Below are 23,637 nucleotides of genomic sequence, written 5' to 3' on the forward strand. Positions count from 1 at the left end.
TCACCCGAAAATAGCAGTGACAAGATCGAGGAGCCCGCGTTTCACGTCCGCGTCATCCGACAACGGTTCGATCATTGCGGCCAGAATGGCGCGTTCGACCGGCATGCCTTGGTTGATCAGCGTTGCCGCATAGATCACCAGACGGGTCGAGACGCCTTCCTCGAGGTCCTGCCCCTTGAGATCGCGCAGCTTGTTGGCCAAGCGGACAAGGGGTTTGACGCGCTCTTCGTCCAACCCGGATTCGCGAACCACAACGGGGATCTCGTATTCGGGGGTCGGGAAGTCGAACTCCATCGACACAAAGCGTTGCCGCGTCGAAGGTTTCAGCGTCTTCAGGATATTTTGATAACCGGGGTTATAGCTCGCAACGAGCATAAATCCGGGCGTGGCTTCAAGTTCTTCACCGGTGCGATCCAGCGGCAGAATGCGCCGATCATCGGTAAGTGGATGAAGTACGACTGTTACATCTTTTCGGGCCTCAACAACCTCATCAAGGTAGCAGATAGCGCCCTCGCGCACAGCGCGGGTCAGGGGGCCATCGACCCAGACGGTCTCGCCACCTTTGAGAAGGTAACGACCGATCAGATCGCTGGCGGATAGGTCATCGTGGCAGGCCACGGTGTAAAGCTTGCGATTCAGTTTGGCGGCCATATGGGCCACAAAGCGGGTTTTCCCGCAGCCCGTCGGACCCTTGAGCAGGACCGGCAGATTGTTTTGACTGGCCGCGGCGAACAATTCGCATTCGTCACCAGTGGGGAGGTAGAAGGGGGCATTTGCCGCCCCCTCCAGATTTGTTGGATTTCCGTCCATCATAGTCATTCCGCCGTTCATTCAGCTGGGGTGCCAGCGGCACCGGCTTCGATGATTTCGTTGCGAGGCTTCAACACTGCGTAGATGAAGAGCAGCGCCCCAAGAACAACCGCGATACCGGAGCCAAAGCGCATCACATAAAAGACCCAGAGTTGGTCTTGAACGTCCATGAACGCCTCGCCATTCACACGTTGAAGGTGTGTTTGAACAGTACCGGCAAAGGTCAAGGTGAAGGTCATGAAGGTCATGCCGCCAGCCATCAGCCAGAAGGAGCACATGTTGAGCACTTGGTTGAACGGATCACGTCCGCGAAGGATTGGCATTGCGTAGCTGATGATCGCCAGGTTCAGGGCAACATAAGCACCAAAGAATGCCAAGTGACCGTGGGCCGCGGTGATCTGCGTGCCGTGTGTGTAGTAATTCACACCGTGCAATGTGTGCAAAAAGCCCCAGACACCCGCGCCAAAGAAGGCCAGTGTCGCACAACCCAAGGACCACAGCAGCGCTGCTTTGTTGGGGTGGTCGCGACGACCTTTCCAAACCATGACAAAGGCAAAGGCCATCATGCCAAAGAAGGGAACGATTTCGAGCGAGCTGAAGATCGAGCCGATCCACTGCCAATAACCGGGAGTACCGATCCAGAAGTAGTGGTGACCAGTGCCAAGGATACCCGAGAACAGGGCCAAGGCAGCCAGAACATATAGCCATTTTTCAACAACTTCGCGGTCCACACCGGTAAGTTTCAGCATCAGGAAGGCAAGGATGGAAGCCATCACAAGTTCCCAAGTGCCTTCGACCCAGAGGTGCACGATGTACCACCAGTACATTTTGTCGAGCGCCAAGTTGGCAGGGTTGTAGAAGCTGAAGAGGAACAGCAGCGCAATGCCCCACAGGCCCAAGAGCAGGATGTTGGTGATCGCGGTTTTCCGGCCTTTCAACACTGTCATCGAGATGTTGTAGAGGAAGATCAGCGCTGCAACGACGATACCGGCTTTGACCCATTTGGGTTGCTCGATAAATTCGCGGCCTTCTTTACCAAAGAGGAAGTTACCTTCTGCGATATTAAACAGATAGGTGACAACCACACCTGCGGTGCCGATCACAAGGATAAGCAGCTGAAGGTAGGCAAGTTTTTCCGAGTGGATTTCCCGCTCGGATTCCTCTGGTACCAAGAAGTAGGCAGCACCAAAGAAACCGGTCAGCAGCCAAACAACCAAAGAGTTGGTGTGCAGCATGCGGCCGATGTTGAAGGGGATCAGGTCAGACAGGAAGTTCCCGTCAACATAGATCCAGCCTAGGACCAGACCCATCGTCACCTGCACTGCGAACAGTGCCATGGCCACGATGAAATAGGCAAAGGCAATTTTCTGAGATTTGTATTTCATGTCCCTATCTCCTTAGCCGGCTTCGTTGGGTGGCCAGTCTTGGGCGTCGATCGTCTGGGACCACAAGAAGAAGTCGGCGAGGCCGCGATACTCTTCTTCGGTCAGATCAAAATTAGGCATCTGGCGGCGGCCTTCGATGCCTGTGGGCATCGCTTCCATCCAGTTGCGGAGTGCTTCGTAGCCCTCTTCGGCGTCTTCCACGCCCCAACGTTCCATCACGTTGACCAATTCAGGTGCAAAGTAGGCACCTTCCCCCAACAGGGTGTGGCAGTTGATGCAGGCGTGTTTTTCCCACACGTGCTTGCCGAGGATCACGCTTTCTGTAAGCGTTTCTTCATTGGTAGAGGTCGTGACGATGTAACGGTGAGAGTGGGCCGAAAGGGCCAGGAATATGATAATAAAGAACAGTGACCCACCATAGAAGATGTTGCGGGCCATGCTCTTGGTCATGACTTCGCGCATCGCGCTTATCCTTCCCTTGAGTTTTCTGGTGAATAGAAAATCGCGGTTAGGGACGAGTCGCACCTTAACAATAGTCAATCGGAACAGTCAGTTTTTGGCAGTGCCCTCTTAAGGATTGAAAACGTTGCATTTTTGGGAGACCTTTTCCGGGGGAACCTCTTCGCGTTCCCCCGATTGCTCCGCCTCATTGTCCCGTCTTCGTGTCGAGCGGAGCAAGTGGAGCCGTAGGCCCGACCCTTTTGGAAAGATCCAGGGGCATGACCGGTTTCCTCTGGTCGCAAAGCCATCCCAACCGCCGTGTCTAGGACAGACCTTGAGAAATGGCGTTGGTCAAAAACCGGTGAACCACCGTTGAGACAGGGAAGGGATAAGAGAGCATCGAAGAGACGTTGCGCGTGATGGCAAACGATGAACTTTGTGACGGGTCACAACGATGCACAGTCCACACCGAACGGGAAAAACCCACTGCGGTTTTGGGGAGTATGTTAACCAAGCGCACTGTTGGTAACGCCCCGTTCGCCCTTTGCGCAACGGGGCAAAGGGGGCAAAATCCACCGAATTTGGGGGAGATTGCCCCCCTTGATCCGGGGCCCCAGATCAAGACTTTACCCCCGATCTGTCCGATTCTGGCGATGTTTCGGGGGGATTGGTAGAGCGTCGAGGTGCGCAAAGCCCTTTCAGGAGCGCGATTTGATTAAATACTGTTAAGACTAGTAAATTGGGTGGAAATCTGAGGTTATTTTGCAGCCCAAACAGGGCATTCGTGCCAAAAGATGAGTGACGCCGCTATTTTTTAAGAAGGGCCAAACTTGTTGAAAAACGCCCGATGATTTGAGGGCCTTTGACTGATCCAATTCGCTCGAGAATGCAGGGAAACCGACGAGACCTATGACCCAGAGATGCAACGACTTCGAAGGCGACGCCGAGAAGACCCGGTGCATCTTCTTAGATGGTGGGCCAGTCAAACTGGTCCGACGCCATCGTCCTCAACTTTCGCAACAAGACACCACTAGGATTATGCTGCGCGTGCTGGTGGATCGTTTTCAGCCGGAACTGTGCCGTTTTGGCTTGGGGTGCCTTCCAGAGTGAAGTTTTCAACCAGATTGCTAAGACCCATAGCCTCTGATTTGAGCATTTGCGCAGCATGTGTGGACTCTTCGACCATCGCCGCGTTTTGCTGGGTCACCCGATCAAGGTTGGTCACGCCAATATTGATCTCATTCAATCCCTCAGCTTGGTCCGCTGAACGCTTTGCGATCGCTGCGACCATTGCCGAAATGCTCGTGACATTTTGCATAACCTCATCAAGAGCTGATCCGGCATTTTGAACTAGAATAACGCCATCTTGAACTTGGTTGGCGGACCCAACGATGAGATCTTTGATCTGTTGCGCCGCTTCGGCACTTCGTTGCGCAAGCCCTTGTACTTCGGAGGCTACAACGGCAAATCCCTTTCCTGACTCTCCCGCTCTTGCGGCTTCGACCCCAGCATTCAAAGCCAAGAGGTTCGTTTGAAAGGCGATGTCATCGATAACTGAAATTATGTCGCTGATTTGTTCAGATGACTTTTCAATCTCCCCCATCGCGGTCATGGCGGAGTGCATAACTTCACCACTTCTGGAGGCAAGATCGCTGGTTGTTTGAACAGCCGTTTCAGTTTCATCAGCGGCTGTGGCGGCCTCTTTGACCATGGAAAGCATTTGGTCCAAGGCCGCTGAGGATTCTTCTAAGGTCGCCGCTTGCGTCTCTGTACGCCGGGAAAGGTCCGACGACGCTTTTGCAATTTCGTCTGCGTGAACCAAGATATTGGCCGAGTTCGAATTGACTTCGGTGATAACCGAATGAAGCCCCTGTACCGCGCGATTAAAATTTTGTTGGAGAAGCTGATAATTGCCAGGGAAATCGTCATTAATTTCGTCGTGCAATATCCCATCGGCCAATTGTGATAGCCCTGCGCCCAATCTCTCAACCACGGTTATTTGAGCGGCACGTTGACGCTCTCGATCTGCCTCACTTTCGCGTGCGGATTGAAGCTTTTGCATCAAGCTTGCCAAGTCCCGAGCGACACCGCCAAGCTCGTCTCGTCGGTCGGTCATGTCGATGGGGGTGTCGTAGTCGCCGTCTGAAACTCGGCGCATAGCCTGACTTAGGTCGGCCAACGGTTGGCCCAGAGATCGGCGCAACAAAAACACTGTTAACAATGACATCACACCAAACACGGCGGTGGCCCATCCCGCAATGGATAGCTTTTCAGCGGCTAGGGCGGCCTTGGCAGGGGCCGCGCTCCACGCCAAGGCGACGGCACCGATGACTTTGTTAGACTTTCCGGACACGATTGGAAGGGCAAGAATCTGGCGCGTCTCGGATTCGGATAACACGCCGGCTTCAATAGACTTTTTCGCCATCTCCATAAGTGCGTCGAAAGAGGTGTTTGACGCGTCCGCGCTGTTTAATAAATCACCGTCACCGTTAACGACAACAAAGCCTAGGCCGCTTTCGCCCAGTGTCTGTAACCCGTCAAGCACCTCTGCCTCAATTTTGTTTGCGACGTTAAATTTGACCGGATTTGCAAGGGAAAGAGCCTTTTGGCCCAGTGTATTGTAGGCCCTTTCCTCAACGCTTTTGGCGGCCAGGTCGTCTGCGAGTTGCGCCGACAAAACTGATAATATGCTAGCAACTACAATGGTCGTTATTGTCATTAAGGCTGCGCACCGCACAAACAGCGAGTTGGAGGCTGTTGTGCGAAAGCTTGCGTCTATTGGAGTTGCCATAATCTATTCCCATGTTTTGTTGGTAAATACCGGTCTGGGATGCGCCTACATCAAGCTGTCTGCCAACACGCCTACGGTCAGAGCCCCAATCGCTTCCCCAGTGTCGGGATCAACAATCGTCATCGAAATTTGGGCTTGATAGGTTTGGCTGGATTCATCGAAATCAACGTCGCTAAAATGCACAGCCTGCGGCCCATGGGCGTATGTTTGAGTGAATTTTGCTTCATCACCCTGCCAATAATCTGATGTGACACCTGAGGCCGCGACGTTGAGACCAACGGAATCCATGATGAATATTTCAGTAATGATGCCATCCATTTCAGCGACTTTTGTTCGCAGGAATTCAGCTGTTTCATTCTCTAAAACGCGATTAATCATTGGGGTGTCTGATCCACCAACTTCAGATCTCCAGACCGTATCCAAGTCAATGATATGGGCCTCATCAAACCCGGCGGTTTCGCTGTTTTGCGAGTGAATCGCCGAGACGATTGCCGGGGCCGAGCTCCATGTTCGGATATTGCTGTCCAAAAACTCTTGTAGGACGTCATCATATTCAGCCGCACAAAGGGGTGAGGCGCAAAGAGTGGCTGCGAGGGCCATTTTTGAAAGCAATGTCATTTTACAGTCCTAGTCGTTTCGGTCGCCTAGAGCTTGGGTTGAAAACTATTGATTCTAGGATAATCGGGTACTGCCGAATACGTAAAATTCGCTCGTTCTTGGTATTGAAGGAAGGCAAACTGCATGTCGGTCCAGCCCTTTTTAGATGGCGAATTACGCATTGGACGAGTTAGATTTCGACACGTGCAGTCAGCGGGGATTGAGCACCCGACGTTGGGAATGATCGGTTTTGGGGGCTGTCACCAACGGCCCAACGGCTACGCGACTGGGTCACGCCATCCATCGATCTCCGCAACGAAGGATCAGCGCAGATAGTGGTCTTTGCTAAGGCGCACAGCTTATTGGCATGATGAAAGACCTTACCCGCATCGGTACCAGAAAACACCGAACATCGCTGCTCATGCGGCCACTCTGCGCGGTCGAACGGAGGCTGAGCGGACGAAATCACCGTCGACCTACTGCTCCTTTGTATCCGTTCCGTTTCATAGGGGCGCAAAAGACGCCACAGAGTAGAGCCGCTAACCAAGTCACATTTCTAAATTACCCCAGATACTAAGGTGGTTGATGCGGGAAGGTCGGTCACTCAGAACTCGATTTCGGGCAATTGATCGGGTGATCTTGTCGGCGAGACCTAGCAAATATTGCAACACCCTTAGTGGGCACAATGGCAAACCAAGCAACAAGGTGTCGACGGTTGGTGCTAGGTACTTAAATTTCTAGGGTACTAGTCTCGTTACCTGTTGCTGAGTGTCCCTTAAGGTTGGTGGTAACCTTATGAATTTACTGTCAACAACTGCCTTAACGGACTTTTTGTGGCGTGCCTTAGGGCCTTTGAGGAAGAGGCGGGCTTGCTTTTCCGGGCGGTCGTTTGTGAGGCATTGCAGTTTGGGGGAGAGAGACCGAATTTCAGCGCAAGCCATTTTCCCTAGTGCCTTACGTAAGCTTTTCTAGGTATAGGCTTTCGGTCGGCATACCATTCGCGACGATGACCTCATGTTGGTACAGCAGAATATGATGATGTGTCAGGTCGGTCACATCGTGTGCAACGCCACCTTCAGGCAGCTGTCCCCCGCCGAGGACTGCAACGGCAGCTCAGCGCAGGAAGTGGGCTTTGCAAAGTCGCGGGTTCCGCCCAAAGCTGTCATCCAAAAATGGAAGCCATGTTGCGAAGCTGATTCCCGAAAGCGGACATACTAAATTTTCCGATATGTTCTAATCACCCGGGCGGTTAACTTTGGGCTCTCCGCTGGTCACACAGGTTTTCGAGATGAAATAGCCCGAACAACCTATATTGAATCAGCCTCTTTCCAACACTATAAAGTGTCACCTAAGCAGCTAGCCCTTTCAATTGAAACCAGCCCAATAAGGCCGCACCCCTCCAATAGATCAGACTTGAACGAACGCGCCTTTCAAGAGGTATCAAAGATACATTGCATTGATCGAAGTCAGTAAACCGGCACTGTGGATCTGACATGAGTAGCGCTCCACAGTGCCAGTCAATCTTCGAACAATTGGGGCTCACGACGCCGAATACGCCGCCGTGAAACCGAGAATACGGTCAAAAAATCAGGATATTATCCCCCAGCCCTGAAATATCCGACAGGTTGGACAGGGTGATCACATCGCCCCCACCGAAATCAAGGACCACAACCCCAGTGCTATCATCGACGAACTGAGCAAGGATCGCTGCCCCATCGGTCAGCCCATCGGTTAGCTCAGACGACAGAAGAAGCGTGTCTCCGCTGGCTGTGACGTCGAAGTCGGTGATGGTGTCCGTCTCGGTACCCAGAGAAAACCGGAAGGTGTCGTGCCCGTCATCACCCGTCAGCGTATCACTGCCACGCCCGCCGTCGAGGAGGTCGTCATCCGATCCCCCAAACAGCGCATCGCCGCCATCACCGCCATACAGCCTGTCTTCGCCAGCACCACCATACAGCCTGTCGCTGTCGTCGTTCCCGGCAATCACGTCATCGCCTGAACGGCCAAGCAACAGATCATCGCCAACACCGCCACGGATCGTATCTTGGCCGCTTCCGCCATCAGCTGTATCCGCACCGTAATGCCCGAACAAACGGTCATTGCCCGCATCTCCCGAGATATCATCGCGCCCATAGCCACCATGCAGGAGATCATTCCCATCCCCGCCCGACAGCAAGTCATTGTTGGCCCCGCCAAACATCCGGTCATCGCCAGCACCGCCGTCTAGCGAATCCTGTCCAGAGTTTGCAGTTATCGTATCATTCCCGTCCCGGCCAAGTAGCACGTCATCGTCATGCCCTCCGCGCAGGAAATCGTCACCCGCACCTCCGTCGAGCTCATCATCTTTGGTGCCGCCGATCAGGACATCATCCCCAGCGCCGCCGTCCAATGTGTCCCGGCCGGTACCGCTATCCAACGTGTCGTGACCTTCGTCACCGGACAACTGGTCACCTTCCGTGCCCCCAGTGATCAGGTCATTGCCCAGACCGCCGCTGATAACGTCGGCCCCTGAGCCACCATCTAGGTCGTCAGAGCCTTCGCCACCGTACATCGTGTCGCTGCCACTATCACCTACGATAACATCACTACCACCCTCACCGTTCAGAAGGTCATCGCCGCTGCCACCTTCGATAAGGTCCCACGAGATTCCACCATAAACCTCGTCGTCACCATGCCCCCCGGCCAAAATGTCATTCCCGACGCCGCCTAGGATGGTATCGTGGCCACTCCCTCCCGCAGCTCTGTCGTTTCCGATGCCGCCTAAGATCGAATCGTTGCCCCTTCCCCCCCACAGACTGTCATTTCCGGCTTCGCCAAGGATCGTGTCGTGGCCATTACCACCCGAGACGTTATCATCACCGTCACCGCCGTTCACACTGTCATTCCCGAAGTCGCCAGTAATCGTATCATTGTCCAACCCACCCGACAGCGTATCGTCGCCGGCATCGCCACGGATCAAATAATTGCCGGAAATGTCGTCATCGCCGGGCGTTCCTTCCAAGACAGTATTGCCAATTGTCACTGTGTATTGACCGCTCGAAAAGTTTAAGTGGGACCGTACTTCAATATAGTAGCTACCCGACACCGACGCGGTAAAACCAAGGCGGCTATCCGAGCCCGGTCCGCCATTGTTATTGTACCCGATTATTTGGCCAGACTCATTTCGCAGCGCCAAATGGGGGTCTCTCAGCGCGTCAGCCCCGCCCGACCCAAACAGATCAATGATGTAAGTGGTCCCAGCAATCATCTGGATCTCGATCCAGTCGTCATCAACCCGGGGAGAGATTTCACCAACAAAGCTGTCCTCGACACCCATTTCATAGGTCGTGGACGTATCTTCAGCAGCATCGGTGGTTTCGGTAATTACAGCCATTTCAAGGTCCTTTTCACTCACACAACCGTCAAAACAAACGGAATGCTACAATTCTAGATTCTCTACAATTTCCCTGCTGGATAGCATATCTTTGCATGAAAAACAGGCTCTGATTGAAGAGGCACTAGGCCACTCAACTTTGCAACCTCTATAGTCAGCGCATTTCTGACCGTTGTATTCTTTGCTGCATCTTTTACGTGAAAACTGACCCTTGAACGGCCACTTTTGCCAAACTAGCAAGATGCCTGAGCAAGCGTAGCGAGTTCACCGTGTTCGCCCGATGTGAAGATCGATCATGTCTGCTTTGGGCTGACTCCCGTCATCCGGTGTAGCTGTGACAGCGCGTTCAGGGAAAATAGGTAGGGTTACGCCGGTGCAAAACCGCCTTAGCCCAAAGTGACCTACGTTTGTTTAGCTTGATCGTTTGCGACGTTGCTCGAATACTGATGCCGTGTTTTTCTCTATGCCGATTTTCGTTCTAAAAGGCCTTATTTCCCAAATCGGTTGCTGGTCGGACGTCCCTTTTTCCCGGTGGGATTTTCACTATGGTCACTGCGCGGAATAGGCCAAGCGCGATGTCGCCGATGGGCACGGCCATGCGGAGCTGTTGCGTTTTCTCGTCGATTTCGAAGTGGGCCTTGCGCCAGATACGCCGTTTCGCACCGCCGTCCCTGCGGGCATTCCGCGTGCCTTTACCTTTCGCGGCCCGCCAAGCTCATTCAAAGGATGGTGCCAAGAAGGGCGCCTTGATACCAGTGCGATCGATCAACAGGTTTTGCGGACCCTTGCTACCACGATAGCGGACGTTCAGCATTGGTTGACGGCGTCGTAGGGTCCTGAAACCCGGCATCGCCCAGTCCAAACCGACAAGCTTCAGCTGGCTTTAAAGGCACCTGTTGTTTGCCAAAATGGCACCCCAAAGAGCGTCTTGATCGTCGGGTAGGTCTGGATCAAACCAACCTCTCGCGGCACTTCGTTCCGGAGTGCACCGCCGGTTAGAGGATGGAAACGATCCGCGTCGCTGCAACGCACCTTTGTAATCCGAGCAGTTTGTGCTCATGTCCTTCGTGGGAACCCAGCCTCAGATTTGAGCAACAAGGCCCCGATAGGGGCCCTGCTAAGTCTTTGCACACTTTGGAACACCTTACATATTGGCGAAAATTGCACGCAGGGATGTTTCAAACCCGCGAAGCTCTGCCTTGAGCCGATCGCGATCGTCAAAGCTTTTGGCGATTTCGGTTTCGGTTTTATCCAGCGCCTCAAGATAGCGATTGCGCAGCGCATCTTGTTTGACGGTTTCAAGGTTCTCTAGCAGGCGCTTTTGCTCCTCGCCCAACTCCTTGTAGCGCGTATTGGCGGCGGAATGCGCCTCGCGCACCTCTTCGAACTTCACCTTCAAATCGCTGGCCTGTTCAAATGCCGCCTTGTGGGCCGCGCTCAAATCGACCTGACCGCTTTCAATATCGGCAAGTACGGTTGCGAAATCACTGGCCCCTATGCGGACCCGTTTTTGGTAGGTTTTGCGTTCAACCAGTGAAATTTCACCCATGCTATCCTTGACCGGAGCGGTGATGCGATACACGCCGTTGATCTGTTCCGATGACCCGTTTGTGCTGTCCAACTTGCCAAAGCCAACCGGGTGCTCAACGGTGAATACATCCGCCATCTCGGGCAATGTTCCCGAATAGGTGGTTGTGCGGGTGTCTTCAAAATCCAGCGTCAAACGACCGTCTTGATAGACCACCGTTGTCAAACGAATGCCGCGATCTTCTAGTGTGCGAATGTCGCTCCCGGTGACGGCGGCAAAGGGCAACAGGGTCGATTGCCCGGCCTGCATTCCCAAAAACGGCGCATCGCCGACAAATCCGTTTTGATCCTGAACCGAGACAAGCCCCGAGGCCAAAGCCTGATCCGAGGTGATGGACGCCGCCATCAAAATAGTGCCGCGCCGCTCCGCCGGACGATAAAGGCCTCGGATTTTTGGCTCGATCGCCAGATCAAGATACATCAGGTTGGCGGTGCGCCCGTCCTTGAGGTCAACCGCATCGGGCAGGGCATAGCGCAGGATGCCGCTGCTATCCAATGCATCACCGGCTGACGCACTCCCTGATGCCGGGGCCGGGCGCGGGGCGCTTGGCGACGCTGATCTGGCTGAGTTCATTGACAAAAGCCCCATCCCAGCCGGGCTGGCTTTGACACGGATCGCCTCGGGTTTGGCGGTGTCATCTTTGCTGCGGCTGACGAAATGCGGGTCAATAAGGTCACGCTGAAAGGCCACGGGGGATCCGGTGGTTAAGGTCAGATCGACCTTGTCCCAATCCGCACCAGATACGTTTTCGAAAGTCGCCCAGCCCTGCAAGCGCCCCTCATCCAACAACAAACGCCAAGAGTTTTTCCAAGCGGCGGCTTCGGTCACATAGGACAAGTTAATGGCGCGTTGGCTGTCTGCTTCGAGGGTGAGGTCAAATTGGCGGGTGGCTTGGCTCACCTGTCCGGCATCCAGCGCCTTGGCCAGACGCGCGGCGATCTTTTCGGAAAAGCCAACATTGACGCCGGGCGTAAGGATGAATTCGCTAACACCCGTGCCCGACAAAAGAATAACGGCAGCACGATCAACAAGTTCGCCACCCTCAACGGCGGTAAAATGGCGAAGACCCATGACCTGACCGGTGATTTTAGACGTCGCGCTAGAGAGCGAAACGGTTTCGCCTTTGAGCGCGAACAACAGCTGCTCTGTGTCATGTGGAATGCCGCGGGCAAAGGCTGTCTCGCGCAAGGCCGCCGCGGCAGACCCGGGTGTGTCGGTTTGCAAATCAACCACGCCCCCGGCCGGATCGCGCACCACAAGCGACGCCAACACATCGCTTGAGGCGGCTTCGGGCACTGTGAAGCTGATGAGGTTGCCGTTTGCCTCTGCGCTCATGGTGTAGCGCGCTATCCCGGCCTGACCCAACTCAATCTGGGTGATTTCGGGGGCGGTTTGCGCGGAGGCAAACCCCGACAGGCAGGTGGTGATCATCAAAAGGGCGGAAAAGCTTGTTTGGAAACGGCGCATGGCGCTCTCCTTTTCAATAAGGCGGGTTGCAATTTGGCCGCCCCGATAAGGTGCGGTTCTGTCTTCACTAAGCCTGAAGAGTCCACGCATGGCACTGGGGGATTTCCCCCAGTTTTCCCCGGCACAATTGGGGTGTTTCCCCGATCCCGCAACCGATCCGCGTTCGGCATGATGAGGATGTCGAGAGGCAAAACACAGCGCCCCTCGACACACAGAAACCTCAATCGCCGGGCGTTCCGGCATCATCCATAAAGGGATTAAGACCATGTTTGCTAAGACACTTTTCGCCACCGCCATCATCGCTCTTGCCGGAGCCGTTGCCACTCCAAGCCACGCCCGGGGCAACTGTAAAGACGTCTACGTCATCGCTCACAACGAGACCGGCGGGCTGATCAAAGTGATCGACATGAACTTTATGATTTCGGGATACGGCAAGAAATCGGAACCGATCCGCAATGTCGACATTCCCAACGGTCAATCGTTTTCCGACACCCGCAATTTTGAACACGCCAACGAGCGTCAGACCCAGGTGACGATCCTGTATCGCACCCGCACCAACAACAAGCATTTCAACAAATGGAGCGGCATCAAACGCGCCTCGTCGACCTATCAGGAATGCAAACGCAACCGCACCTTTAGCGTTGATTTGACGGACTAAACCCAACGATCACCCCCATTTCGCAAAGGACAAACCGATGAAACCTGTAATCAAACGCGTCTTGATGGTGCTGGCCCTTGGTTTGGCCTCTGCGACCATGGCCCCTCCAACGCAAGCCATCGCCAAAAGCTGTGGTGGCAAAGGTCAAAGCGCCTGTGCATGGCACAAACCCGGCCCGGAATGCCGCAGGTGGCTCAGAGAGATCGGCGGCATTTGCAAACCCTGCGGGGCACAAGGGCAAAAGGCCTGCAAGATCATCTCCAAGGGCAAGGCCTGCAAACCGGGCCTGTCCATCAAAAAGGGCAAATGCGTGCCAACAAGCAGCACGTTGATCGGCGGCATCGGCGATACGGTGAGCGGCGTGTTCTCGGGCAAGAAAAAGGAGAAAGTCCGGGCCGCCAGCAAAAAACACGGGGCCGAAGTGGCCACAATTGCCCGCCAAATCTCGGCCGCTTTGCCAAGCGGTCGTGAGGCTAAGGCCCTTGTCAAAGCCATCAAGGATCAGGACGGCATCACCTTGCAGCGCCTATTGCGCAACAATCAAGAGTTGCGATCCAGTTTCGACGCTTTGGAGCGCATGGGGTTCAAAACCATGACCGTCGGGATCGAAAGCAGCGGCGCGTTTTTCGCCGGCGGGGCCCATGAAACCGGGTTTTCCATGGATCTCGATTTTGACAAAACGCCCCGGCTTTATACGACGACGTCGCTCTCTGGTGGCTATCATTTTGGTGGTGGCAATGATCTGGTGTTCTCGTTCTTTCGCGCCAGCAACAACCGGATTGACGGCCACGCCTTTGGGTCGATTGCGGAATTTGATGCCGGATCAGGGGTTGGGATAAACATGTGGTTTACCGCAAAACCCTTTGATTTCGCGGGGTTCACCCTTGGGATTGGCATTGGCAGTGTTGGCGGCGGCGGAGCGCTCACCTACGCTTTGACAAAAATCTGGAACTAATGGCGCGTCCCCCTCTAGGCTGAGGGGGCGCATTTTCTATTCTTCAATTTGACGGAGCCTTTGCATGAAACTCTCCCCAATGTCCCTTATCGCCTTTGTCGGCTTGTTGCCAAATTTGGCCCATAGCGCCGACACCGACACGTTGATGTCTTTGCGCGATGCCATCGCCCCCCAAGAATGCTCCCTATCGGAGGACATCGAAAGCCAGCCCTTTGGGTCCGGAACGCTGTATCAAATCCCCTGCCGGGCCACTATTGCCGATATGCTTTATGTGATGATTTTGGAAACCGAGACCGGATTGACACCGCTTTTCTTTCCTTTGTTTAGCACATCACTTGAGGCCGACCCAGACACCGGCGGGGCCCCTTTTCAGATGCAAACCGGGCGTATTGGCGTGACACCGATCATTTCGTCGCCTGACATCCGGGCCGATGTTCGCACGATTTCAACCCGCGAACGCATCGCGCCGGGTGTCGCGGACGGGCATTTTTCCACCAGCTACCAAGTTAACGGTTTCGGTCCTGAATTGCTCGACGCCTATGTCGATATCCAAGGTCAGGACAGGATGTGGATTTGGCCGATCATTATGCCGCCCAAGGACCTTCACCAAGAGATTGGGTTATCACATGATTTAGGTGTGTTTCGCCCGTTAGAGACGCCGCAGATCACGATGATGGACCCCAAAACAATCGCCACACATCTGGATCTGGATTTTCCAAGCGTCGAAGAAGGGCACCCCTATATCGACATCAAAATAGAGCAGGAGGGGAACAGCCTTGCCGCCAATGTCATTTCGGCGGGATGGGCAGATGATTCCGTTGCAGGAGAGGTTTTTCGGGTTCTGATGGAAAAACACGGTGATCTTTGGAGGGTCACGGGGTTGGGTGTTTTGACAATCTGCGGGCGCGGCGACAAACGCCTGACGGATGGGCGATGCCCCTAGGGTCCGTTATCCGGATTTTGGCAGGGCAAGGGAGAAGCAAGTGCCTTTGCCCGGCGTGGATGTGACGGTTAGGGTCATGTCATTTTCTTCGGCAAGGGCAAAGCACACCGACAGGCCCAAACCATGACCTTGGGATGTGTCGCCCTTGGCATAGGCTTGGCGAAACTTTGCGATGTCCTCGTTGTTCATACCCGGACCGCTATCAACGACCAAAATCCGCAGCGGATCACCGCGCCGGACCCCAACCAAAACAGCCCCCCGATCGGTGTATTTCAACGCGTTGGACACCAAGTTCGTGACAATCCGCATCAAGGCGATGGGCGCGGCGTTGGTTTGCGCCGTGCTCGGGATCACCCGCAGACCTAGGCCCTTGGCCTGCGCTTCGCCTTCAAACATTTGTTCAACCGTGCCTAGCGGTACGAAAAGCGCATAGGTTTCGGGTTTTGCATCCTCGAATGTCTCGTCGTCTGGTGCGTCCTCGACGCTCTCATCGACATAACCGGTGGCCAGCGAGTTGAGATAATCAAAGGCCTCGTTCAACCGCGATTTGATCTCGGGTTTCATATCCGAGGCGAGGCCATCAAAGGTCATACGCAACGACATCAATGGTTGGCGCAAGTCATGTGATGCGGTTGCAAGTTGGCGCTGCCGCAGCGCCGCTAATTCGCGGGCGCGGGTGTAATTCCGTTCCGTTTCAAGGAGGTTCCGGCTTGTTTCGGCTTCTGCTTTGAGGGCCTCCACACGCGCCTCGACCGCTTGCAAATGTCGTTTTCGCAAGGCCATTACATTGGCGGTCAAGACCGTCATTGTGGCCAAAAGCAACGCCGAGAACACCAAACGCATGGCCATCGGCGCGTCCAACCAACGCCCACCAAAGCCGCCCACAACCAATGCGATCACGGCAACGGCCCCGAGAACAGCCAGTCCAGAGAGCCAAACCACGCCAACCGGCGGCGCGATTTCGTCTTGGGCAAAGACCTTGGCCGACATCACGTTGGCCGCCAACATCACCCCGATCAAACCATAGGACAAGATCGCCGACATCGGGCCGGGGACGAAAACCGCGAGGACAAACCCCGCCAATGACAACAAAGACAGGCCTGCCACCACCCGTCCCATTCGCGGGGCTTTGCGGGCCATGCCGACCCCGGCGACGATGAACCCAGCGCCAGACAAAGCAAACAACAAACCAAACCCAATGCTTGGGCCATATTCTGGATTTTGAGGATAGAGCACGCGAAACAACAACCCATCCACAAACCCAATCACCGCCAAAAATACCAAGAACAATAAGGAGTTCCACACGCCCAAGGCGTTTCGCATGGCGGCCTGAAATCCGAAAAAGAACACAAGACAACTCAATGCAAAGGAGTAGAAACCGGTCAGCGACACGCCCCAGCGAAACGAGGCCTCGGCCAGATGATCGGGGCTATGGATTTGCATGCCAAAGTCGGGGAAAGGCCCGGTTTGCACATGCGCCAAAAGGGTGACCCGTTCCCCAGAGGAAAGGGTAAATTCGGGTGAGCGCAACCGGTTGACCGCATGTTCAACCGGATCAAATGCCTCAAAAATCGAATAGGTGGTCAGGTTTTCGGTGACCCCGTCCGCACGCACCAAGAACAGCCGAACCCCGCTTGCCAAGGGCGCATCCAAGGTCACGACGAAACGATCATCCGGGCGGCCATCATCCGGGGCGTCGTTGATGATCTCGACCGCGGCCCAGGTTTCGGGCGAATAATGGGCGCTATAGGATGTGGTTTGAAAACCTGACCTGAAGTGCCCCTCGCGAAAGGCGGTGATCGCGGTGCTGACCTTTGGGGCCAGCGAGGCCCAATAGCTAAGATCCGGTTCGAGATCTGCGACGTCGTGGCCCGGTTGCAAAGCAACCAACTGTGCCTGTGCCACCCCGCACCATAGAAAAATCGCAAGCCATGCGGCCAAAACTCTGGGTATCAACCTTTGGGCATGGCACATTTCGAAAAGACCTTTGAGGGAATGCCAGCATGAAAGGGCGTGAATGAAAGAGCGTGGGAAATACTATGCCGTCGTCGCGGACGATCATGCAATAGTGCGCAGCGGATTGCGCGGTGCGCTTGAAACGCCGGGGCAAATCGAAGCCTCTGGGGTTGAGGTGGTTGGTGAGGCCGAGAACGGTTTGGAAGCCATCGCAATGGCCCGTCAGCACAAACCCGACCTGTTGCTTTTGGATGTGCAAATGCCATTGGCCGGCGGTGTCGAAGTGGTGGTTGAGGTGCGCCGTTGGAGCCCGGACACCAAGATTGTTGTGCTCACCGGGGTCACGGCCTTGGGGATGATCAAGGCGTTGGTCGATAGTGGCATTGACGGGCTGTTTTCCAAGGGCGACGACAATCAAGAACTCTATACCCGATTGCCCGGAATTCTGCGTGGGCAGCGCCATATTGCCAATCGGTTTGTCGAAGCTCTCAGAGATGAACCAGAGGCGGTGCAATTGACCGCCCGCGAACGGCAAATGCTCAACATGATTTTGGCGGGGCATGCCAACAAGGAGATCGCCGAGATTTTGGGGATCAGTGCCAAGACCGTCGACAAACACCGCACCAGCATGATGCAAAAGCTAAAGGTGCATTCCGTGCCGCAGTTGATGGCCTATGCCCTGCGCGAAGGGTTGGTCGATCCCGCGTCTGAGCTTTAATTGGGGGATCGGCCCCATAGGCCGGGGCGTTTAGGACCGGTACCTTGGTGGGAGACGACATCCCATGATGTTGCCGATCAAGGAGACATACATGCCCGCGCCCAAACTTCACGTCGCAATAGCGCTGCTTTGTGCCCTCGTCTCCCCCGGATTAGGCAAGGCCCAAGATAGCGATATGCTGTCCTTTCATAGCGCCGCTGGGGATCAGGTTGATTTGATTGTTGGCATTGAGCGCGGCGTTGGGCCTGCGCGTGATGGCGTGCGATTGTGCTTGGAAAATCCAGCGCAAAACCACAGCGCCAAAGCGCTGAGCAATCGCCCGGACACGCCACCGGAATTTGTTGTTCCAATTGGTCAGTCCGATTGCCTCACCCTTGCGCCTTTGCGTCAATCTCTGGTGTTTTGGTCGCGGTCGCCTCATGGGGTGTTTGCCATCTCTATGCTGGCCCCGTTGGATTTGCGTGGTAAGGTTGGGCATGTCTATTACCTGCGCTGGTCCCAAGATGGCGCGCAAACCCCAACCGATGTCCCGACGAAGTGATGGGTCCAAAATGCTCAAAACAACGCTTGTCACTCTGATTTGTCTTGCCCCTGCAACTTCATATGCACAGGTGTTTTCGGCGACAGATCAAGAGATTGATGCCTATGTGATCGCGGACCGAAATCAAGATGGGTATCTGTCTCTGACGGAGTTCCGGACCTTTGTCCAAGCCATGGCCAAGGCCGGGCAACCCACCGCAAAAACCATCCGGACCTTTGGGGCCTATCGCTTTGCTTTTGGCATCGTTGACGTCAACAAAGACAACCGTGCGTCTCCTGATGAATTGCGCGCCGCTGATGATGATTATCGCGCGAACTAGATCGACGGTCATGATGACCAAAGAACTGGTGCTCATCCAATGCATTTGGACCGTCAGTTGAGCAATAGTACGTTTTTTCTTTAGAGATCAGTATCTTGCATTCGTTCCCCGACACAGATGTCGCGCCAACGTGCCCCATCAAATGTTGCGGGTAGTTTCCAAAATAACATGTTCAGCGAGCGGCGACAGTTCGCGATCCGATCTCGCGATAACAAAGAAGGGGGAGACGCGGATGTCTTCGACAACGTCCAATCGCACGACGTTCATGTCCAACGCCGAAACCGTCAGGAGTTCGACAACTTCTTGAGATTGAGGCGCGACGGCGGTCGATTGTTCTAGGAGCGCCAAGGCGACAAGCAAGGAAGACGTGTTGGTAATTTGTGTTGGCATTAAAACCCTATTGGTTAAAAACGCTGTCTCCACGGCGGCGCGGATGGGGGTGCCGTGGTCCTGAATGATCCAATCGAACGCCCTCAATTCCTTTAGACGGATTGCTTTTTGAGTGGCCAGCGGGTGATCCTTGTAGGCCAACATTGATACGACTTCGCTGCGGGCGGGATAGATGCGATAGCTTTGCCTATTATAATCTTGGGCGGGTCTTGCGACGACGAAGTCGAAAATGCCTTCGTCGAGCCCGCGCATCAATGAAGCGGATGGGGCGACTTCAATTGTGAACTCGACTTCAGGTCTCTGTTCGCGCAAGGAACGAACCACCGGAACCACAAGACCAACGGCAGGGCCGGTCACGGTCCCGATCCGCACCGATCCGGCCCGACCACTTGAAATTTGGGCGACATCCATTTCCAGATTGTCGAAAGCGCGAATGATTTGGCGCGCATGACGCACCACCGCGTCGCCAATTGGCGTTGGCACCATCCCTTTGGCATGGCGGGTGAACAGCGGCACGCCGACCAGTTTTTCGATCTCGGCCAACATGCGGGAGGCCGCGGGTTGAGATAACGCGATTTCATCCGCCGCCGTTTGCAGTTTGCCCGTCAAAGCAACCTGCAAGATAAGGCGAAGATGAATGTTTTTGAGGCGACGGGCAAAATCCATAGTCTCATGCATACCATCTTTGGTATGTTTTGCGCCAATAAAGAAATTTTATTGTTATGCTTTTTATCGCTAGGCAAGAGAGGAGCCTTATCGCTCGCAATAAGGAAACGCGCAGCACGTCTTGGTCAAAGCGCGTATTTTGGGAGGAAATTATGACACTTACACGCCTGCTTACAACAGCAGCAGTGACGGCCCTCGTGTCGGGTGCCGCATTCGCTGAAGGTACAATTGGGATTGCAATGCCGACGCAATCGTCTGCCCGCTGGATTTCTGACGGAAACTCTATGGTCGAGCAGTTCAAAGCTGCTGGCTACGAGACTATCTTGCAATACGCCGAAGACGACATTCCCAACCAACTTGCCCAGATCGAAAACATGATCACCAATGATGTCGATGTTCTGGTTATTGCGGCGATTGATGGCACGACCCTTTCGAACGCGCTGGAAAATGCGCATTTCGCCGATATCCGTGTTATTGCCTATGATCGTTTGATCCGCGACAGCGCCTATGTCGATTACTATGCGACATTCGACAATTTCAAAGTCGGCGTTCAGCAGGCGACATCACTTGTGGATGGCCTCTCGGAACGCTTTGGCGATGGTCCATATAACGTTGAGCTATTCGGCGGATCGCCCGACGACAACAACGCCTATTTCTTTTACAATGGCGCTATGTCGGTGCTTGATCCGTTGATCGCAGATGGCACGGTCAACATCGTGTCCGGCCAAATGGGCATGGAGACTGTGGGAACGTTGCGCTGGGATGGCGCTGTTGCACAGGCGCGGATGGATAACCTGCTGTCTGCTCATTACACCGACGACACGATCCACGGTGTTTTGTCTCCTTATGACGGCTTGTCCATCGGCATCATTTCCTCACTCAAGGGTGTGGGTTATGGGTCTGGTGATCAGGAGATGCCGATTGTGTCCGGTCAGGACGCAGAGCTTCGCTCGATCAAATCCATGCTTGCCGGGGAGCAATACTCGACCGTTTTCAAAGACACGCGTGAGCTTGCGCGGGTGACGGTGGGGATGGTTGATGCTCTGCTTGCGGGCGGTGAGCCTGAGATCAACGATACGACCACCTATGACAATGGCGTTAAGGTCATTCCGAGCTACCTGCTTGAGCCTGTGTCCGTCGACATGTCCAACTGGAAAGACGTGATTATCGGGTCCGGGTACTACACGATGGACGAAATCCAGTAATCTGGCTCCTCCCCGGGTCTGTCCGTTTATGGGCGGGCAGGCCTATACCTTTTCGGAGACGAGGTTATGGACGCGTTACTTGAAATGCGGGCGATCACCAAGGAATTCCCTGGTGTAAAAGCGCTCGACACGGTCAATTTGGCCGTTCAAAAAGGTGAAATTCACGCCATCTGTGGCGAGAATGGCGCAGGTAAATCCACCCTCATGAAGGTACTGTCCGGCGTCTATCCGGCGGGCACCTATGACGGCGAAATTCACTATGACGGCGCGCTAGCCGAATTTGACGACATCTCGGGGTCTGAGGCGCGTGGTATCATAATTATCCATCAGGAACTGGCGCTTGTGCCGCTTTTGTCGATCGCCGAAAACTTGTTTTTGGGCAACGAGCGCGCCAAAGGCGGCATCATCGACTGGCGCGACACGAACCGACGCACAGAGGCCTTGTTGCGCAAGGTTGGTCTATCTGAACCGCCAAGCGCCATCGTCGACAAGTTGGGTGTGGGCAAACAGCAGTTGGTCGAAATTGCCAAGGCGCTTTCCAAAGAGGTTCGCTTGCTGATCCTAGACGAGCCGACGGCCGCACTTTCAGAAAGTGACAGCCAAGCACTGCTTGATCTGATGCTTGAGCTGAAAGAGCAAGGCGTGACCCAGATCATCATCAGCCACAAGCTAAACGAAGTCCGTCGCGTGGCCGATACAGTCACCGTAATCCGCGATGGGGCCACGGTGTCGACGATGAATGCTGCCAAAGGTGAGATCACTGAAGACCGCATCGTCAACGATATGGTGGGCCGTGACATGGCCGACCGGTATCCCAAACGCGACCGCAAGGCCGGTGATATGTTGTTGGAGATTAAGGATTGGAACGTCTGGCATCCTATCCACACGGAACGCCAGATGATCAAGGACGTGAACCTTGCTGTGCGCGCGGGCGAAGTGGTTGGCATCGCCGGATTAATGGGGGCAGGGCGCACCGAATTGGCCATGAGCGTGTTTGGAAAATCCTACGGGCGCAACATTTCTGGTGTGGTCGAGATGCAGGGCAAACCCGTCGACGTCAGCACTGTTAGCAAGGCGATCGGCGCTGGGCTGGCCTATGTCACAGAAGACCGAAAGTCGCTGGGGCTGGTGCTTGATGAAACTATTCAGCGCAACATAACACTGTCCAATCTTCCCGAGGTGTCGCGCAATGCGATCTTGAATGAAGGCCGCGAAACCCAGGTCGCCGAACAGTACCGCAAGACCCTCAACATTCGCACGCCAAGCGTGTTTCAGCGTGTCATGAACCTGTCCGGAGGCAATCAGCAGAAAGTTGTTTTGTCCAAATGGCTCTTTGCCGAACCAGAGGTTCTGATCTTGGATGAACCCACCCGCGGTATCGACGTGGGTGCAAAGTTTGAAATCTACGGGATCATCAATGACCTGTCCAAGCAGGGCAAAGGTGTTGTGATGATCTCGTCCGAAATGCCCGAGCTTTTGGGCATGTGTGATCGCATTTACGTAATGAACGAAGGTGCTTTTGTCGGTGAGTTATCCGCCGATGACGCCAGCCAAGAGCGCATCATGTCGCTCATCGTGACCGAATAGGAGACCCCAACATGGACGCAGCAGAACAGAGCGCCAAGACCACCAAGAAGCTTGGGATCGGGGAATATCTCGTGCGGCACATGCGTGAATACGGGCTGTTGTTTGCCTTGATTGCGATCATGCTCTTCTTTCAGGTGGTGACGAACGGCACACTTCTTAAGCCTGTGAATGTGACCAACCTGTTGTTGCAAAACAGCTATATCATCATCATGGCGCTAGGGATGTTGATTGTCATTGTCGCAGGGCACATCGACCTATCGGTGGGGTCGGTGATGGGGTTTGTTGGGGCGTTGGCGGCGGTGATGATCGTTGAATATGACCAATCCACCGGCGTCACCATTGTTACATGTCTTGTCGCTGGTGGGCTTATCGGCGCGGCGCAGGGGTACTGGATCGCCTATTGGAGCATCCCGTCCTTTATTGTGACACTGGCGGGCATGCTGGTGTTTCGCGGCCTGTCGCTCTGGCTGCTTGAGGGGCAATCTCTTGGCCCGTTTCCACGTGAATTTCAGATGATCTCAAACGGATTTGTACCTGATATCGTCCCCCAAAGCGTCTCTGACGCCGTGGCGGGTCTGCTTGGGGTGAAACGCATCAATGTGTTGTCGTTGGCCACAGGGATCATTGCCGCCTTTTTGATCACGTGGATGGGGCTCAAGGCCCGTGAGCAGAACCGGGCCCATGGCATCGAACTTGAACCCAGCGCGTTTTTCTATGCGCGCATCGGTATCACCTCGCTGGCGCTGATCTTTATCTTCTACAAACTCTCGACCTTTCGGGGCCTGCCTAATGTTTTGCTGACCATGGGCGTGCTGACGATCATTTACGCCTTTTTCACGGAACGTACAGTTACGGGGCGCCGGATTTATGCCCTTGGCGGCAATGAAAAGGCGGCCAAGCTGTCTGGTGTAAAGACTGAACGCCTCACGTTTCTGGCCTTTGCCAATATGGGGGTGCTGGCGGCGGCGGCGGGTATGGTGTTTGCGGCGCGCTTGAACTCGGCCACTCCAAAGGCTGGCTTTGCCCTTGAGCTGGATGTCATCGCGGCAGTGTTCATCGGCGGGGCGTCAATGTCTGGTGGGGTCGGTCGCATTGTCGGCGCGGTTGTCGGGGCCTTCCTGATGGGGGTTCTCAACAACGGAATGTCGATCCTTGGTATTGGGATCGACTACCAGCAGGTCATCAAGGGCCTTGTGCTGCTCGCCGCGGTGATTTTCGACGTCTATAACAAATCAAAGCAGACCTGA

Annotated in this window: 19 protein-coding genes and 1 pseudogene; 9 read left to right on the forward strand and 11 right to left on the reverse strand. The window is 54.7% G+C overall.

The genetic code is table 11. The features are described from left to right. From Q1A43_RS03010 to Q1A43_RS03045, 9 genes and pseudogenes are all read right to left on the reverse strand, one after another. Nucleotides 1-810: a CbbQ/NirQ/NorQ/GpvN family protein gene (locus tag Q1A43_RS03010; protein ID WP_299921241.1), complete on the reverse strand. Its 810-nt coding sequence runs from the start codon at nucleotides 808-810 to the stop codon at nucleotides 1-3. A gap of 17 nt (nucleotides 811-827) precedes the next feature. Continuing rightward, the gene (locus Q1A43_RS03015; RefSeq protein WP_299932371.1) at nucleotides 828-2,195 is read right to left on the reverse strand and encodes a cbb3-type cytochrome c oxidase subunit I; all 1,368 of its coding nucleotides are present in this window, start codon (nucleotides 2,193-2,195) and stop codon (nucleotides 828-830) included. 12 nt (nucleotides 2,196-2,207) lie between these two features. Continuing rightward, nucleotides 2,208-2,657 (reverse strand): cytochrome c, encoded by a 450-nt coding sequence (locus Q1A43_RS03020; RefSeq protein WP_299920630.1) that lies wholly within the window; start codon nucleotides 2,655-2,657, stop codon nucleotides 2,208-2,210. A 1,015-nt stretch (nucleotides 2,658-3,672) separates the two neighbouring features. Further along, entirely contained in the window at nucleotides 3,673-5,181 is a 1,509-nt protein-coding gene (locus tag Q1A43_RS03025) for a methyl-accepting chemotaxis protein (protein ID WP_299932374.1), read from the reverse strand. Between the two features lie 291 nt (nucleotides 5,182-5,472). After that, nucleotides 5,473-6,045, reverse strand: coding sequence for a hypothetical protein (locus tag Q1A43_RS03030; RefSeq protein WP_299920626.1), 573 nt, complete (start codon nucleotides 6,043-6,045; stop codon nucleotides 5,473-5,475). Between the two features lie 933 nt (nucleotides 6,046-6,978). Then, complete coding sequence (locus tag Q1A43_RS22470; RefSeq protein WP_366944224.1) at nucleotides 6,979-7,080, reverse strand: Hint domain-containing protein; 102 nt, start codon at nucleotides 7,078-7,080, stop codon at nucleotides 6,979-6,981. A gap of 523 nt (nucleotides 7,081-7,603) precedes the next feature. Next, nucleotides 7,604-9,397, reverse strand: a complete 1,794-nt coding sequence (locus tag Q1A43_RS03035; protein ID WP_299930673.1) for a calcium-binding protein — start codon at nucleotides 9,395-9,397, stop codon at nucleotides 7,604-7,606. 598 nt (nucleotides 9,398-9,995) lie between these two features. Next, nucleotides 9,996-10,348, reverse strand: a pseudogene (locus tag Q1A43_RS03040) (transposase); the annotation flags it as partial. 193 nt (nucleotides 10,349-10,541) lie between these two features. Beyond that, nucleotides 10,542-12,452, reverse strand: coding sequence for a hypothetical protein (locus Q1A43_RS03045; RefSeq protein WP_299932377.1), 1,911 nt, complete (start codon nucleotides 12,450-12,452; stop codon nucleotides 10,542-10,544). 265 nt (nucleotides 12,453-12,717) lie between these two features. Here Q1A43_RS03045 and Q1A43_RS03050 point away from each other — a divergent pair, with 265 nt between their 5' ends. From Q1A43_RS03050 to Q1A43_RS03060, 3 genes are all read left to right on the forward strand, one after another. Then, nucleotides 12,718-13,110, forward strand: coding sequence for a hypothetical protein (locus Q1A43_RS03050; RefSeq protein WP_299928701.1), 393 nt, complete (start codon nucleotides 12,718-12,720; stop codon nucleotides 13,108-13,110). A gap of 37 nt (nucleotides 13,111-13,147) precedes the next feature. Then, complete coding sequence (locus Q1A43_RS03055; RefSeq protein ID WP_299932380.1) at nucleotides 13,148-14,065, forward strand: hypothetical protein; 918 nt, start codon at nucleotides 13,148-13,150, stop codon at nucleotides 14,063-14,065. A 64-nt stretch (nucleotides 14,066-14,129) separates the two neighbouring features. Further along, nucleotides 14,130-15,008, forward strand: a complete 879-nt coding sequence (locus Q1A43_RS03060) for a hypothetical protein (protein ID WP_299932383.1) — start codon at nucleotides 14,130-14,132, stop codon at nucleotides 15,006-15,008. Nucleotides 15,009-15,014: 6 nt separating this feature from the next. Here the strand turns inward: Q1A43_RS03060 and Q1A43_RS03065 are convergent, their stop codons facing one another. Further along, nucleotides 15,015-16,913 carry an MFS domain-containing histidine kinase gene (locus tag Q1A43_RS03065; RefSeq protein WP_299932385.1) on the reverse strand — a complete coding sequence of 633 codons (1,899 nt, stop codon included), beginning with the start codon at nucleotides 16,911-16,913 and terminating at the stop codon, nucleotides 15,015-15,017. 112 nt (nucleotides 16,914-17,025) lie between these two features. Here Q1A43_RS03065 and Q1A43_RS03070 point away from each other — a divergent pair, with 112 nt between their 5' ends. The 3 genes from Q1A43_RS03070 to Q1A43_RS03080 all read left to right on the forward strand — a co-directional run bounded on the left by Q1A43_RS03070 (nucleotide 17,026) and on the right by Q1A43_RS03080 (nucleotide 18,542). Next, nucleotides 17,026-17,682, forward strand: a complete 657-nt coding sequence (locus tag Q1A43_RS03070) for a response regulator transcription factor (RefSeq protein WP_299932388.1) — start codon at nucleotides 17,026-17,028, stop codon at nucleotides 17,680-17,682. Between the two features lie 91 nt (nucleotides 17,683-17,773). Continuing rightward, nucleotides 17,774-18,223: a hypothetical protein gene (locus Q1A43_RS03075; protein ID WP_299928689.1), complete on the forward strand. Its 450-nt coding sequence runs from the start codon at nucleotides 17,774-17,776 to the stop codon at nucleotides 18,221-18,223. A 10-nt stretch (nucleotides 18,224-18,233) separates the two neighbouring features. Next, nucleotides 18,234-18,542 carry a hypothetical protein gene (locus Q1A43_RS03080; RefSeq protein WP_299928686.1) on the forward strand — a complete coding sequence of 103 codons (309 nt, stop codon included), beginning with the start codon at nucleotides 18,234-18,236 and terminating at the stop codon, nucleotides 18,540-18,542. 138 nt (nucleotides 18,543-18,680) lie between these two features. Here the strand turns inward: Q1A43_RS03080 and Q1A43_RS03085 are convergent, their stop codons facing one another. Further along, entirely contained in the window at nucleotides 18,681-19,610 is a 930-nt protein-coding gene (locus Q1A43_RS03085) for a LysR family transcriptional regulator (RefSeq protein ID WP_299928683.1), read from the reverse strand. 140 nt (nucleotides 19,611-19,750) lie between these two features. Here Q1A43_RS03085 and chvE point away from each other — a divergent pair, with 140 nt between their 5' ends. The 3 genes from chvE (at nucleotide 19,751) to mmsB (ending at nucleotide 23,637) form a co-directional block, all read left to right on the forward strand. After that, the gene (gene chvE / locus Q1A43_RS03090; RefSeq protein WP_299932390.1) at nucleotides 19,751-20,803 is read left to right on the forward strand and encodes a multiple monosaccharide ABC transporter substrate-binding protein; all 1,053 of its coding nucleotides are present in this window, start codon (nucleotides 19,751-19,753) and stop codon (nucleotides 20,801-20,803) included. A 66-nt stretch (nucleotides 20,804-20,869) separates the two neighbouring features. Then, nucleotides 20,870-22,390, forward strand: a complete 1,521-nt coding sequence (mmsA, locus tag Q1A43_RS03095) for a multiple monosaccharide ABC transporter ATP-binding protein (RefSeq protein ID WP_299932392.1) — start codon at nucleotides 20,870-20,872, stop codon at nucleotides 22,388-22,390. Between the two features lie 11 nt (nucleotides 22,391-22,401). Further along, nucleotides 22,402-23,637 carry a multiple monosaccharide ABC transporter permease gene (gene mmsB, locus Q1A43_RS03100; protein ID WP_299932394.1) on the forward strand — a complete coding sequence of 412 codons (1,236 nt, stop codon included), beginning with the start codon at nucleotides 22,402-22,404 and terminating at the stop codon, nucleotides 23,635-23,637.

Origin of the sequence: uncultured Pelagimonas sp. (assembly GCF_947498515.1) — a bacterium.
In the GTDB taxonomy this organism is placed as follows: Bacteria; Pseudomonadota; Alphaproteobacteria; order Rhodobacterales; family Rhodobacteraceae; genus Pelagimonas.